At 57.2% G+C, this 14,194-nt stretch carries 13 protein-coding genes, 1 tRNA gene and 1 pseudogene; 6 read left to right on the top strand and 9 right to left on the bottom strand.

All coding sequences use genetic code 11. From position 1 onward, the window contains the following. Positions 1-2: 2 nt before the first annotated feature. Both AC07VO_RS00420 and AC07VO_RS00415 read left to right on the top strand, forming a co-directional pair. Positions 3-266 (top strand): DUF4224 domain-containing protein, encoded by a 264-nt coding sequence (locus AC07VO_RS00420; protein ID WP_495007419.1) that lies wholly within the window; start codon positions 3-5, stop codon positions 264-266. 2 nt (positions 267-268) lie between these two features. Next, on the top strand, positions 269-1,336 hold the full coding sequence (locus AC07VO_RS00415) for a tyrosine-type recombinase/integrase (RefSeq protein ID WP_495007418.1): 1,068 nt from the start codon (positions 269-271) through the stop codon (positions 1,334-1,336). A 60-nt stretch (positions 1,337-1,396) separates the two neighbouring features. Here the strand turns inward: AC07VO_RS00415 and AC07VO_RS00410 are convergent, their stop codons facing one another. From AC07VO_RS00410 to AC07VO_RS00395, 4 genes are all read right to left on the bottom strand, one after another. Further along, positions 1,397-2,053, bottom strand: coding sequence for a hypothetical protein (locus tag AC07VO_RS00410; RefSeq protein WP_495007417.1), 657 nt, complete (start codon positions 2,051-2,053; stop codon positions 1,397-1,399). 2 nt (positions 2,054-2,055) lie between these two features. Further along, a complete protein-coding gene (locus tag AC07VO_RS00405; protein WP_495007416.1) occupies positions 2,056-3,102 on the bottom strand; it encodes a DUF262 domain-containing protein in 1,047 nt (348 codons plus the stop codon). A 214-nt stretch (positions 3,103-3,316) separates the two neighbouring features. Further along, positions 3,317-3,390 (bottom strand) — tRNA-Cys (locus AC07VO_RS00400). A 241-nt stretch (positions 3,391-3,631) separates the two neighbouring features. After that, complete coding sequence (locus tag AC07VO_RS00395; protein WP_064617637.1) at positions 3,632-4,534, bottom strand: helix-turn-helix domain-containing protein; 903 nt, start codon at positions 4,532-4,534, stop codon at positions 3,632-3,634. Positions 4,535-4,835: 301 nt separating this feature from the next. On the opposite strand from AC07VO_RS00395, the gene AC07VO_RS00390 reads away from it, so the two are divergent. After that, complete coding sequence (locus AC07VO_RS00390) at positions 4,836-6,146, top strand: ABC transporter substrate-binding protein (protein ID WP_086945579.1); 1,311 nt, start codon at positions 4,836-4,838, stop codon at positions 6,144-6,146. 100 nt (positions 6,147-6,246) lie between these two features. Then, positions 6,247-7,020, top strand: a complete 774-nt coding sequence (locus tag AC07VO_RS00385) for an L-iditol 2-dehydrogenase (protein ID WP_192350375.1) — start codon at positions 6,247-6,249, stop codon at positions 7,018-7,020. A gap of 30 nt (positions 7,021-7,050) precedes the next feature. Here AC07VO_RS00385 and AC07VO_RS00380 read toward each other — a convergent pair whose 3' ends face one another. The 5 genes and pseudogenes from AC07VO_RS00380 to nirB all read right to left on the bottom strand — a co-directional run bounded on the left by AC07VO_RS00380 (position 7,051) and on the right by nirB (position 12,214). Further along, a complete protein-coding gene (locus AC07VO_RS00380; RefSeq protein WP_371861319.1) occupies positions 7,051-7,704 on the bottom strand; it encodes a methyl-accepting chemotaxis protein in 654 nt (217 codons plus the stop codon). Positions 7,705-8,154: 450 nt separating this feature from the next. Continuing rightward, positions 8,155-8,664, bottom strand: a pseudogene (locus AC07VO_RS00375) (MCP four helix bundle domain-containing protein); the annotation flags it as partial. Between the two features lie 130 nt (positions 8,665-8,794). Next, positions 8,795-9,235 (bottom strand): CBS domain-containing protein, encoded by a 441-nt coding sequence (locus AC07VO_RS00370; RefSeq protein ID WP_018929008.1) that lies wholly within the window; start codon positions 9,233-9,235, stop codon positions 8,795-8,797. A 31-nt stretch (positions 9,236-9,266) separates the two neighbouring features. Next, positions 9,267-9,653: a nitrite reductase small subunit NirD gene (gene nirD / locus AC07VO_RS00365; RefSeq protein WP_018929007.1), complete on the bottom strand. Its 387-nt coding sequence runs from the start codon at positions 9,651-9,653 to the stop codon at positions 9,267-9,269. Beyond that, complete coding sequence (gene nirB, locus AC07VO_RS00360) at positions 9,653-12,214, bottom strand: nitrite reductase large subunit NirB (protein ID WP_192350371.1); 2,562 nt, start codon at positions 12,212-12,214, stop codon at positions 9,653-9,655. Before nirB ends, nirD begins: the two co-directional genes overlap by 1 nt. A 786-nt stretch (positions 12,215-13,000) precedes the next feature. Between nirB and AC07VO_RS00355 the strand changes: the two genes are divergently transcribed. Next, the gene (locus AC07VO_RS00355; RefSeq protein ID WP_019651622.1) at positions 13,001-13,606 is read left to right on the top strand and encodes an SCO family protein; all 606 of its coding nucleotides are present in this window, start codon (positions 13,001-13,003) and stop codon (positions 13,604-13,606) included. Then, the gene (locus AC07VO_RS00350) at positions 13,606-14,094 is read left to right on the top strand and encodes a copper chaperone PCu(A)C (RefSeq protein ID WP_192350369.1); all 489 of its coding nucleotides are present in this window, start codon (positions 13,606-13,608) and stop codon (positions 14,092-14,094) included. The genes AC07VO_RS00355 and AC07VO_RS00350 overlap by 1 nt, the downstream gene beginning before the upstream one ends. Positions 14,095-14,194: the final 100 nt, after the last annotated feature.

Genomic DNA, 14,194 nt, shown 5'->3' with positions numbered 1-14,194 from the left:
ACATGAACAATTCCGGTGCGCCAACTCAGTTGCCAACTCAAAGCGAGACGTTGACCGAAGAGGAGCTAACGGCCATAACAGGCTACAAAATCCCGTCCTACCAGCGCCAGTGGCTAACCAGTAATCATTGGGAGTTCGTGTTGACCGGCGCCCAGCGGCCTGTTGTCGGTCGGGTCTATGCCCGCCTAAAGCTGGCCGGCGTCAAGCCTATGGCAAACAACGCCGTGACCGAGACCTGGACACTTGACCTTTCGCGTGTGGGTTGACAATGCGGCAGAAGAAAGCAACCAACCGGGATTTGCCGCCACGGATGATCCGCCGCACCCGCAAGAGAAAAAACGGTACCACCTGGACGGGTTACTACTACAACGGCAGGGACGCAGACGGTAACCGTGTCGAGATCCCTCTCGGCGGCGACCTCGACGAAGCCAAGATTGAATGGGCGCGCCTCGATCGCAAAGCCATACCCAAATCCACCCATTTGATGGGCCGGTTGTTCGACGACTATGAGTCAAATGTTATTCCAAAACTCAAGCAAGGCACCCAAGAAGATTACACAAAAGGCCTAAGGCAACTACGGAAAGCGTTCGAGTCCGCCCCCATTGATGCCATCACACCACAGGTTATTGCCCAGTACCGTGACGCCCGGACGGCCAAGGTGCGAGCTAACCGGGAGATCGCACTGCTTTCTACGATGTTCACCTTCGCCCGTGAATGGGGCATGACTGACAAGGCGAACCCGTGTTTCGGCCTACGCCGAAACAAAGAGATACCGCGGGACTACTACGCCGGCGAAGTCGTGTGGGATGCAGTGTACGCCGAGGCACCGCCCGAGCTCAAAGATGCTATGGACCTAGCCTACCTGACAGGTCAACGTCCAGCCGACGTGCTGAAAGCATCGGTAACCGACATCAACAATGGCTTCCTTATGGTCGGCCAGGGCAAAACCCAGAAACGACTGCGGATCCGCCTACACGATGGCACCGCAGCCTCTGATCTCAGCGCCTTTCTGGACGCGCTGCTCGATCGCAAAGCGATGGCCGGTATCAAAACCTCTAATCTGATAACCAACCAAGCCGGATTGCGGATGAGCTATGCGATGCTGCGCAATCGGTGGGATGAAGCGCGAGAAAAAGCAGCGATTAAGGCCAGTTCCGACGGCGATACGAATTTGTCAGCGACTATCCGTCAATTCCAGTTTCGTGATATCCGCCCCAAAGCCGCCAGCGAAATCGACGACATTGCCCATGCGAGCCGGTTGCTCGGGCACTCGACTCAGGAAATGACGAAGAAAGTCTACCGGCGCGTTGGAGAAATAGTAAAACCTACAAAATAGCAAATCAATGGAAGCGTCTTGGACAAGGTAACGACAATCTATCCTCATGCATCCAATACATTAAGCAGATGCCGTGGCGACGTCAGCAATAATTTTGATTTCGTGCAACCACAAATCTATTGCGAGCTCTGTTGTTCCAATTTTCTGCGCCCATGCTATTTCAGCAGGAGTAGCGATACTTGGAATGGAGTATACCAACGCAAATTCCGAGCGAAGTGACAGTAAATTCTCTACGGTTTTGTGAGCAGCGCAATTACGCACCAACTGAATATGTTTCGGCCCTTGCAAGGGGAGACCAAACGCGGTAAGCAACTGGCTTTGATTCGCAGGCGCCAATGCGGTGATCATTTTTATTAGGCTCCCGACATCACCCCAAGTCGGCTCCCTTCGCATCAAAAAGTTAGAAGGCAACGCCCCTCTATGACTTTCAGACTTCGCAGCCTTACTGCACTCATGACCAATTCGCTGCCAAGTATTATCACCAACTCTACCTACAACAACTCTATTATCTCTCGCTTTGGTTCCACGTAGAGACTTATGAATTAGCAGTCGAGAAAACCAGCACCAAGTCAGCCAAACATCAGAAATAAGGCTCTCAGTTAAATAGCGATGCTGCCAATCAGGCAATACACCAATCTGCCCCTGAAGATAAACCACCTTATTATTATAATTATTAACGCGCCCATTAAACCAACTATTAAGTCTATATAAACTCATAATCACCCCAAGAGTGCGTCGACCAAATAGTGCGTTCTAATTTTCCTCTGCGTTTGCTGAGTGGTACTGGACGTACAAGCTTCGACATATTGCTTAAATGGCCCCTCGTCCTCTTGATTTTCATGCGCATCTGCAAGCGCAAGTAATCGAGGGACAGCGCTGCCATAATCTATTACGGTATTCTTCGAAGGATTTTCCACAAACTCATCGCTTCCCGGAAAACCACATTTGATAGCTGCATATGCGCAAAAAAGAGAATGCATAACATAAGACTTCGTTATGTGAGATCCACGAATACCAGCCATCGAGGTCACAACATCGTTATAGAAACCTGTCAGCACCGCTGAGTACTCCTCTTTCCGAGGAAAAACATCATCATATTCGCGGTAAAGCTTTTCAATATAAGTATTGCGCTTAGTCTGCATTCCCATTTCAAGAACAACAACAAGATCAGAAACGAACTCAGCATCCGCCATACGCGCAATTTGCTTTTCCGTAAGAATCTCAAAAACCTCTAAAAGTGGTGCATACATATTTTCAGCATACAACGCAACAAACCACTTGAATTCACCTTGATAGGTCGAATGACGTTTCTCTGCTTCTTTTAAAGGAGCTGTGTATGCGTTCATTCGTCTAAACATTTCAAGCAGCTCTGTCCGAGTACCTGAGAGGATTGTCGAGTGCTCAATCTGATAACTCAGAAACACCCGCTGGGTATCCTCATCCAGATCACGAAAACGCATACCCGCGAATTTTTTAGAGTTATTACTTAGCGCAAATTTGTTGAGATAAAAATCATGTATCGTTGTAACACGCTGCTGACCGTCCACTAGTTCCTTGTATGGCTTTTTTGTTTCAGCATTAAACGCCTGGTACAGATAAATTTTAGGAAATGGAAAGTCTTGGAGAATAGTATCAATGAAATAACTACGAGCAGTCGCCGGCCAGATATCAGAACCACGCTGATAATTTCTGTTAATTATTAGCTCTTTTCTATCAAGCATACCTAGCAAGTCGATGAGTGTGACTTGGCCAATGTTCAGATTCATTGAATTTCCTTGAGGTAATTGACCCGGCGCTGATCCGTGGCGTTTGGCCATCAGATTAAGCGTTCCGACTAGAGATAAGCAAGGCTTGCAAGGTAGGATAAGCCCTTCCCGCATTCCTCAGTTGCGGAACACCTCCAAAAAATTGCGGAACACTTGGCTTTTTCGCAGGCAAGAAAAAACCCCGTAAATCATTGATCTACGGGGTTTTTTGTAGTGGAGGCCGAAGTCGGAATCGAACCGGCGTAGGTGGATTTGCAATCCACTGCATAACCATTTTGCTATTCGGCCTCAAACATCTGATGTTCAGTAGCGCAACATCAAACGTGTAAACTCGTACCTGGAAACAAGATTCTAATCTAGCTTCCAACCCTTTGAAATCTAAGGGGTTTTCGTGTTCCTGAATCAGGAATGGACGCAATTCTGGACTGGTTCGAAAGGCATGTCAAGAACTGGAAGAAAATAATTCCAGATGCGCTAACGCCACTACCCGGTTGCTTTCGAGACTAACACTTCAGCGCCACAGAAAGCGCTACCCACCGCAAGATGCGCGCTGCAACCGCTGCCGATACTCGCTGGGTGTCTCATGCATTTCATGGCGAAAGTGCCGATTGAAATTCGACAAGTTGGCGTACCCCACCTCAAAACAGATATCGGCAACGCTGAAACTGCTTTGCGCCAGCAAACGGCAGGCGCGCTGGACTCGTAGTTTGCGCGTCAGGTCGACGAAGGTATGGCCGGTGGCGCGCTTGAAGAATTTGGAGAAGGCCGGCTCGTTCATGTCCAGCCGCTGGGCGATGACCGACATCCGCAACTCGTCAGCGAGGTCGTTCAGGATGTAGTCGAAGACAATGCTCATGCGCTGGGCCGTCAATGCGTCGAGCATGGGCGCGTATTGCAGGCTGGCAAGCGTCTGTCTCTCGCTGTCAGGGGCCGATGCCAGCAGTTGCAGCAACGACAGGAACAGGCACAGTCGCTGCAAGCCGTGGCACTGGCCGATCTCTTCCATCAGTCGAGCTGCTTTTTTGCGGGTGTTGCCATGAAATTCGATGCCCTGCGCCGCCTGGCGAAACAGGCTTTGTAACTCGCTGAGCTCCGGAACCTTGTCGCGCAGTTGCATCAGCATCTGGCCATCGAACTGCAACACGACGTCACGGCCGGTAATCACCTCGCCTTTGCCCAGATCGCTGATCCAGTCATGAGGCAGGCCCGGGCCGATGAGGGCGACATGGCCGGCTTCGAATACGCCGATGTAGTCACCAGCCAGTAGCCGACCGCTGCCTTCGCGGATCAGGTGGATCTCGAACTCCGGATGATGGTTCCAGCGCGCCAGGTCGAAGGGATAGTCGTGCTCATACCAACGAAAGCTGTGCTGGGGCTCGTTGAGGATGACTTCAAGCGCTGGCGGCTTGTCTGCGGTTACGTGATGGTTCATCACCCTGGCGATTCCGTTTTTGTTGGTTTTATCAAGGTACCGCGAAGCCTGGGACGAGTCGAAGTCTCGGGACGCTGACATGAGACTCGCACTAACGACGCCCGGCGCCTAGCACGTTACATGGCGCCCACTGATACTTTTTTTCCACGGTCAAAAAAGTATCAGCGGCGCGTATGCCATTCATTTGTTCGCTGCTTGGGTAGCTGCAATTCTGTGGTCATCCCGGTGCGGCTATGACCTGCACCGGGATCTACAACAACAATAAAGCTTCTGCCGCCCCAGGCGCAGAGCGGAGATCACGATGAAGATCATTCCAAGCGCGCTTTTTCTGTCCGCCGGCCTGGGCTCTGCCCTGCTCTGCCAGGCAGGTGAAACGGTGACCATCGCCACCGTGAACAACAGCGACATGATCCGCATGCAGCGACTGTCCAAAACTTTCGAACAGCTGCACCCCGACGTAAAGCTCAACTGGGTGGTGCTTGAAGAGAACGTGTTGCGTCAGCGCCTGACCACCGACATAGCCACTCAGGGCGGCCAGTTCGACGTGCTCACCATCGGCACTTACGAAACACCGTTGTGGGGCGCCAAGCATTGGCTGGAGCCAATAAAGGACCTGCCCGCCAGCTATGACCTCGAAGATATTTTCCCTGCGGTTCGCCAAGGGTTATCGGTCAACGACACGCTCTATGCCCTGCCGTTCTATGGCGAAAGCACCGTCACCTATTACCGAACCGACCTGTTCAAGAACGCCGGCCTGAGCATGCCCGAGCACCCGACCTGGACGCAGCTCGGCGAGTTCGCCGGCAAGCTGCACCAGCCGGATAAAGAACAGTATGGGATGTGCTTGCGCGGCAAGGCCGGTTGGGGTGAGAACATGGCGCTGCTGACGACCATGTCCAACGCCTTTGGCGCGCGCTGGTTCAATGAGCAGTGGCAGCCGCAACTCACCGGGCCGCAATGGACTGCCGCCGCCAACTTCTACGTCAACACCCTGAAGCAGTACGGCCCACCGGGTGTGTCGAGCAATGGCTTCAACGAGACGCTCGCCCTGTTCAACAGTGGCAAATGCGCAATCTGGGTCGATGCCAGCGTCGCCGGCTCGTTCATCACCGACACAACGCAAAGCAAGGTGGCCAATGATGTTGGTTTCGTCGCCGCGCCAACAGAAGTCACCGACAAGGGTTCGTCCTGGCTCTATGCCTGGTCACTGGCCATCCCGGCGACATCCAAACACAAGGAAGCCGCCAAAGCCTTTGTGACCTGGGCCACCTCCAGGGAATACATCCAACTGGTTGCCGAGACGGATGGCATCAGCAACGTACCGCCGGGCACCCGCATGTCGACCTACAGCGACGCCTATTTGCAGGCTGCGCCCTTCGCCGGTGTCACGCTGAAAATGATGCAGAACGCCGACCCGGCGCACCCATCAGTCCAGCCCGTGCCCTACGTCGGTATTCAGTACGTGACCATTCCCGAATTCCAGGCGATTGGCACGTCGGTCGGCAAACTGGTATCCGCGGCGCTCACCGGGCAGATGCCAGTGGAACAGGCCCTGGCCTCCGCGCAGCAAAGCACCGAACGCGAAATGAAGCGCGCCGGTTATCCCAAGTAACAACGGCGTGGCGCGATCACTGCGGGGGCTTCGCAGACTAACGACCATTTTTAATGCCCTCAACGGGTAACTCTTTAGCTCTTACGATTGGATGGGAACAATGAAACGTCTAGAAGGAAAAAGCGCCCTGATTACCGGTTCCGCCAGAGGAATAGGCAGGACATTCGCGCAAGCCTACATCCGCGAAGGCGCTACGGTCGCGATCGCCGACATCAACCTGGAGCGTGCCCAAGCCACGGCAACCGAGTTGGGGCCCAATGCTTATGCAGTCGAGATGGATGTGACCGATCAGCAATCCATCGACGCTGCCATCGCCACGGTGATCGCCACCACAGGCAAGCTCGACATCCTGATCAATAACGCGGCGCTGTTTGATCTCGCGCCGATCACAGAGATTTCTCGCGACAGCTACGAACGGCTGTTCTCGATCAACGTTTCCGGCACCCTGTTCACACTGCAGGCCGCGGCCAAGCAGATGATCCGCCAGGGCCATGGTGGCAAGATCATCAATATGGCCAGTCAGGCCGGGCGGCGCGGTGAAGCGCTGGTCGCGGTGTATTGCGCGACCAAGGCGGCGGTGATCAGCCTCACGCAATCGGCCGGTCTCAATCTCATTCCCCATCGCATCAACGTGAACGCCATCGCGCCGGGGGTGGTGGACGGCGAGCATTGGGACGGCGTCGACGCGCTGTTTGCCCGCTATGAAAACCGCCCGCTCGGGGAAAAGAAAAAACTGGCGGGACAGGAAGTGCCGTACGGGCGCATGGGCACGGCGGATGACCTTGTCGGCATGGCGATCTTCCTGGCATCGACCGAAAGCGATTACATCGTGGCGCAAACCTATAACGTCGATGGCGGCAACTGGATGAGCTGACTGGCCCTGATATCAGGGCCAGCCAATGCCTCAAAGGCGAAACCGATCCACCGACTGCGAGAGCTGTCCGGCCAGGCTGGACAGTTCATCGGTGGTCGAGGCGGTCTGGTTGATCACCTTGCTATTGCCTTCGGACATGCCGGCAATCATTTCCACCTGATGTGCGATTTCGTTACTGGCCAGGCTCTGCTCGCCGATCGTGCGGCTGATGTCATTGACCAGCTCCGTGGTGTTGAGCGTGGCCTGGAGGATTTCGCGGATGGCGCGCTCGACGTCGGCAGTCACCGCCATGCCCTTGTCGACCTGCGCGACGCCCGCCTCCATGCTGCTGACCGCCTCGCGGGTGCTTTGCTGGATACGCGCGACCATGGTGGCGATTTCCTGGGTGGAGGCGCTGGTGCGGCCCGCCAGGCTACGCACTTCATCGGCGACGACAGCGAAACCACGGCCCTGCTCACCGGCACGGGCGGCCTCGATGGCGGCGTTAAGCGCCAACAGGTTGGTTTGATCGGCGATGCCCTTGATCACCTGAATGATGCTGAAAATCCCCTCGGACTCCTTGTCCAGGGTGCGGATCACCTGGGCCGACTGCTGCGCCGAACGGGCAATCCCGTCCATGTCGCTGACCACTTGATGAATCACCCGACCGCCGTCCTTGGCCAGTTCCTCGGCCTGGTTGGCCATGTTCAGTGCACGCTCGGCATGCCGGGTGATTTCCTCGATGCTCGCAGTCATTTCGCTGGCCGCCGCGGCCATGGTGCTGGCGGCAACGCTTTGCTGCTGGCTGCTGCCCGCGACCTGATGGCAACCGCTGCTCAACCGCTGGCTCATGCCACTTACGCCGTGGGCGTTGCTGCGAACCACTTCGATCATGCCGCGCAGGTCACGCTGCATGGTTGCCAGGCTGCGAATCAAGGTGCTGGCTTCATCCTTGCGGGTGGGCTCGACGATAGCCTCGCTCAGGTTGCCATGGGCGATGCTGTCGGCAATCCGGCTGGCGATCTGCAACGGCCCCATGATGCTCAGGATGACCGAGCGTCCCAGGGCGAGCAGCAGCAACAAGCTGGCAATGAGTACGACACCGAGGGTGAAGTTGGCACTGCTGATGGTTTGCCGAGTGCCCGCGCTGGTCTGTTGAGTGTTGGTTTCGATCAGCTCACTGAGGGTGGCCATCTGGCTTTCCAGTTGGCTGAACGCGTTATTGAACGTACCCAGTTGCTGTTGTGCGGAATCAGGATTATCCAGCGCCAGCCCGACAATGCGCTCGGCGGCACTGATGTACGTATCGAGGCTTGGCTTGATCTTGTCCAGCGCGGCCTTGAGGGTGTCGTTGACCGGCAGCTTGAGGTTGTCACCGAGCATCTCGCGAAAATGCGCGGCATGCTCATTGAGTGAACTGCGCACCTCGGCCTTGCTGCTGGGGCTCTTGCCCAACCCTACCAGCATCGCCGACAGCACATCGGCGCGCAGTGCATCGTGCATCATGTCGGCTTCGAGGTGGTTGCGCAGCGCGGTCATACTGACCTCGTTGTCACTCACCGCTTCAGCCATCCGGGTGTTACCCACATAGCTGACCAGACTCACGATCAGGGCGGTGAGCAAGCCAGTGCCTATCAACAAGATCAAACGTAATTTTATGGACACTCGATGGTTCCCCTGTCGGCAGGTGCGTGGTCGGCTAATTGCCTACTGCTGGGGTTATCGACTGTTCCAACCGGTTACTTAGGTTTATTTCCACGCCAGCCGATTTTTGCGACCTACGGTATGCGCGGGCTCAATGCCCGCGAATGTAATGCTCAAGTTGCCGTATCAAATCGGCCTGCTCGACGATGGCTTCCTTGACCAGATCGCCGATCGACAGCAGCCCGATCAGTTCCCCGCCTTCCAGGACCGGCAGATGACGCAAATGACTGTCGGTCATGACCTCCATGCAGCGCTCGATGCTCTGCAAACTGTCGGCAGTCACCACCGGTGCGCTCATGATCTCGCGCACCGGCGTGCCGACCGAAGAACGCCCCTGTAGCACCACCTTGCGCGCATAGTCGCGCTCGCTGATGACGCCGACCACCTGCCCTTCTTCGATCACGGGCAGCGCGCCGACGTTCTTCTCGGCCATCATTTTCAGGGCGTCGAGCACCATCTGATCCGGTGCGATGCTGTGCACCTGCTGGTTTTGCACGATCTTCAGTTTCAGCAACTGTGCGGCTGTTTTCATCAACGTTCTCCGATACGGTCCAGGGCGACGGTCAAGCCGCCGCGACTTCCACGACGCCGGCGTTCAGACGCACCGGCCACACCCGCAGGCGCTGTTCGGGGTACTCCAGGCAGCTGCCGTCTTCAAGACGAAAGTGCTGCTTGTAGATCGGCGACGCCACCACCAGATCACCCTTGAGACTGCCGATCAGTCCGCGGCCAATCACGTTCGCGCCAGATTGCGGATCATGGTTGTCGATGGCGTAGAGGGTGCGGCCTTCGGCTTGTGGCAAGTAGAACAGCGCGACCTGGGCGCCGTCGAGCCAAACGACAACGCCGGAGTTGCTGACCAGATCCTGCTGGCTGCACACCGCCTGCCAGGCTTGGGCATTGGCTGCGGTGGCAAGGGCATCGACACGCTGGGTATTGGACTGGCTCATCAGGCATTCTCCTCGGTGACAGGGATAAGGTTGAGTTCGGCGGCCATGATCGGCCGGCGCTGACCGCGCTCCTGGACAAAATGGATGTCCGGGTCCGGTCGCTGATCGTTGACGAAGGTGCGGAAGCGCTTGAGTTTTTCCGGGTCTTTGAGGGCATTGGCCCATTCGCATTCATAGCGGTTGACCACCAGTTGCATCTGCGACTCAAGTTCTGCGCCAAGCCCCAGGCTGTCGTTGATGATCACGTCCTTGAGGTAATCCAGCCCGCCCTCCAGGCTTTCGCGCCAGACCGAGGTGCGCTGCAATTTATCGGCGGTGCGGATGTAGAACATCAAGAAACGGTCGATGTAACGGATCAGGGTTGCATCGTCCAGGTCGGTGGCGAACAACTCGGCGTGACGCGGACGCATGCCGCCGTTGCCGGCCACATAGAGGTTCCAGCCGTTCTCGGTAGCGATCACGCCGACATCCTTGCTCTGCGCCTCGGCACATTCACGGGTACAACCGGAGACGGCGAACTTGAGCTTGTGCGGCGAGCGGAGGCCTTTGTAGCGATCTTCGAGGGTCAGGGCCATTTTCACGCTGTCCTGCACGCCGTAACGGCACCAGGTGCTGCCCACGCAAGACTTCACGGTACGGGTCGACTTGCCGTAGGCGTGCCCGGTTTCGAAACCGGCCTCGATCAGCTCGGACCAAATGTCCGGCAACTGATGCAACTGCGCGCCGAACAGGTCGATCCGCTGGCCGCCGGTGATCTTGGTGTAGAGGTCGTATTTCTTCGCCACCACGCCGATCGCGATCAGTTTGTCGGCAGTGATCTCACCGCCAGCAATGCGCGGCACGACCGAATAGGTGCCGTTCTTCTGCATGTTGGCCATGAAGGTATCGTTGGTGTCCTGCAACGGCACCAGCGAGGCGTCCATGATCGGCTGGTTCCAGCACGAGGCGAGGATCGAGCCCACTGCCGGTTTGCACACGTCGCAACCGGTGTGTCCACGGCCGTGCTTGGCCAGCAGTTCTTCGAAAGTGATCACCCCTTCTACCCGCACCAGCGCATAAAGCTCTTGGCGGGTGTAGGCGAAGTGTTCGCACAGGCTCTTGTCGACGCTGACGCCACGGGCAATCAGTTCATGCTCGAAGACTTGCTTGAGCAGCCCCGCGCAACCGCCGCAACCGGTGCACGCCTTGGTCTGCGACTTGAGCAGGCCCAGGTCGGTGCAGCCGCCATCGATGGCCGAGCAGATCGAGCCCTTGGTGACGTTATGGCACGAGCACACCGTTGCCGACTCGGGCAACGCGCCCGGGCCCAGGGTTGGCGCGCCGGTGGAGGACGGCAGAATCAGGCTGGCCGGTTCCGACGGCAAGGCAATGCCGTTCTGCATGTATTGCAGCAAGGTGTCGTAATAGCTGTTGTCGCCGACCAACACTGCGCCAAGTACACGCTTGCTGTCGGCATCCACCACCAGGCGGCGATAGCTGGCCGTCGCTTCATCGATGAACTGATAACTGCGCGCGCCCGGTGTCTGCGCATGGGCATCGCCGATGGAGCCGACGTCAACACCGAGCAGTTTGAGCTTGGTCGACATGTCGGCGCCCTGGAACGGCTCGGCGGCTTGATTGCACAGCAGCGACGCGACGCCACGGGCCATCTGATAACCGGGGGCGACCAGGCCGAAGAGGCTGCCATTCCAGGCGGCACACTCGCCGATGGCGTAGATGTGCGGATCGCTGGTCAGGCACTGGTCGTCGATCACCACGCCGCCGCGAGGACCAATGTCCAGTGCGCATTGGCGGGCCAATGCATCTTGCGCACGGATGCCGGCGGAGAACACGATCAGGTCGGCTTCAAGAAATTCGTCGTTGGCAAAATTCATCCGGTAGCGGTACTGCTCGCCGGCACTGATCGACTGCGTGCCACGGGACAGGTGCACACCCACACCGAGCCGCTCGATTTGCGCCTTCAGCGCCAGACCGCCCTGCTCGTCCAGCTGCACCGGCATCAGGCGCGGGGCGAATTCCACCACATGGGCTTCCAGGCCCAGGCTTTTCAGGGCGTTGGCGGCCTCCAGACCGAGCAGGCCACCGCCGACCACCACGCCACGCCGGGCATTGGCCGCCGCAGCACGAATCGCGTCGAGGTCTTCAAGGGTGCGATACACCAGGCGCGAGTCGCCTTCGGCCCCCTCAATGGGTGGCACGAAGGGATAAGAGCCGGTGGCCAGAACCAGTTTGTCGTAGGCGACGCAACCTTGCGCGGTAATCACCTGGCGCCGGGCGCGGTCGATTTCCAGCACCGGCACACCCAAATGCAGGGTGACGCCCGGCGTTTGATACAGGGAGGCTTCGCCCAGGGCCAGCGATTCGGCATCGCGACCGCCGAAATACTCGGACAGATGCACACGATCGTAGGCACGCATCGGCTCTTCGCTGAAGACATGCAGGCGGTAATGGTCGAGGGCGCCGCGCTCGATGAGCTGCTCGACACAATGATGTCCGACCATGCCATTGCCGATCACGATCAGCGTTTGCAGTTTGTTCAATGCGGCAACATTGGAATTCATAGTAAGCACCCAGCCAAAGCCAATCACGGATAAAAAAGCAAAAAAAAACGCCTGAAACCTCTCGGTTTCAGGCGTCTTTGCCTGTTCTTCGCGGTGTTCGACCTGGCGCCTTCGCCTGATCCACCGATGTTGCCCACGACCTGCCCGGCCGGTCGATCTTCGTTGATCGAGTGGGCTGCCCCTCTTTTTCAGATGAGGCTGAAGGGAGAATGCAGCCTTTGTGCCAGTCTGCAGCGCATGACTTCCTCAGTTCTGGAAAACCAACGGCTGAACGATGGGAGAGTTTGATAAAGACCGCGCCCCGGGCGGGTCTCATCAGGCGCGAGTCAACTTTGCAGCCCCCCGCGAGCGGGTGGGCGGACGTTGGGACTGAAGGAAGGAACAGCTCAGGAAACCGCTTCGCACTGGTGCATGTTGTCAGGCGTGGCTCTTTAAAAGTGCATGCGCTACACCCTGCCGGGCATTTCCCGGTGCCATTCGGGCAAGCGTCAATGCCGATCTGTAGCAGCTGCCGAGCCTGCGAGGCTGCGTTCGGCTGCGCAGCAGTCGTCAAATCAGTAATTGCGGCTCGTCGCTGCTCAACTTACCGGCCCGGGTAAGCGTTGCCTTCAGCAGCATCGCGTATTTGTATTTTCAGATATATCGAGGCCGCGACCTTTTGGCGCATGCCGCCAAGCCATCGATTAAGCGTCACAGGGCAACAGTTTGTTAACATCCATGCGCTTTTTTTCGTCTGATTGATCAGCCACTGTAGATTCCCGGTCGCTACACAGGATGCTTTTGTTCATGAGTACGTTGTATACCCGTCGCACGGTCCTGCGCGGCATGAGCCTGCTGAGCCTCGGCCTGCTCGCTGGCTGCGATGACAGCAGCAAGCTGTCGTTCAAGTACGGCAAGGACCTCAGTGACAAGATCATGGGGCGTACCTTCAAACTCAAGGACGCCCAGGGCGAGTACCGGATGCTGGGCAGCTATCGGGGCCTGATGCCGATGATCTTCTTCGGCTTCACCCAATGTCCGGCGGTCTGCCCGACGACGCTGGCCCGTGCAGCACAGGCGAAAAAACTGATGGGCCGCGATGGCGAACGCCTGCAAGTGATCTTCATCACCCTGGACCCCGAGCGCGATACGCCGCAAATGCTCGACGCCTACGTCAAGGCCTTCGATCCGAGTTTCGAGGCACTGTACGGTACGCTGGAAGAAACCGCCGCCACCGCCAAGGAGTTCGGTGTGTTCTATGAAAAGATCCCGAGCGGTTCGACCTATACCCTCTCCCATACCGCGACCAGCTTCGTTTTCGACTCCCGAGGCAATTTGCGCCTGGGGCTGTCCGCGTCCCTTACCGCTAAAGAGTGTGCAGAAGACCTGCTCACCGTCATGGAGGTCTGCTGATGACTTCGATTTGCGCACCACGTATTAAACAGCTGGGTATCAAACAACTGGTCCTGGGTCTTTCCCTGATTGGCATGGCTTGGCAGGTGTCCGCTCAAACCCAGGTGAGCGACGCCTGGGTCCGCGCGACGGTGGCCGGTCAGCATTCGACCGGCGCCTTCATGACCCTGCAGGCCGACAGCGATAGCAAACTGCTCAGCGTACAGTCGCCGGTAGCGAACACCGTGCAAATTCACCAATCCAGCATGAAAGACGATGTGATGAGCATGAGCCAGGTCGAGTCCGTCGCGCTGCCGGCCGGCAAACCGGTAAGCTTCGATCCCCATGGCTATCACATCATGTTGATGGATTTGACGGCCCAGGTTAAGGAAGGCGGCAAAGTGCCCCTGACCCTGACCGTGGAAAACGCCAAGGGCGAAAAAGAGACGATCACCGTTGACGCCGAGACTAAGGCGCTCGGCATGCCTGATCACAGCAAGATGCATTGAGAGCTCGATCCCAGCCTGTCTGATCGCTGGCTGGTGTTCCGGTGGCGTATGCCTGCCCTCACCTGATAGCCTGAGCACCCTTGCCTGCATGTCTCTGATG

It is taken from the genome of Pseudomonas sp. GW821-FHT03E01, from assembly GCF_059420765.1.
Note: the sequence above shows the minus strand (reverse complement) of the source record. Positions and strands in the feature narration are given on the sequence as shown.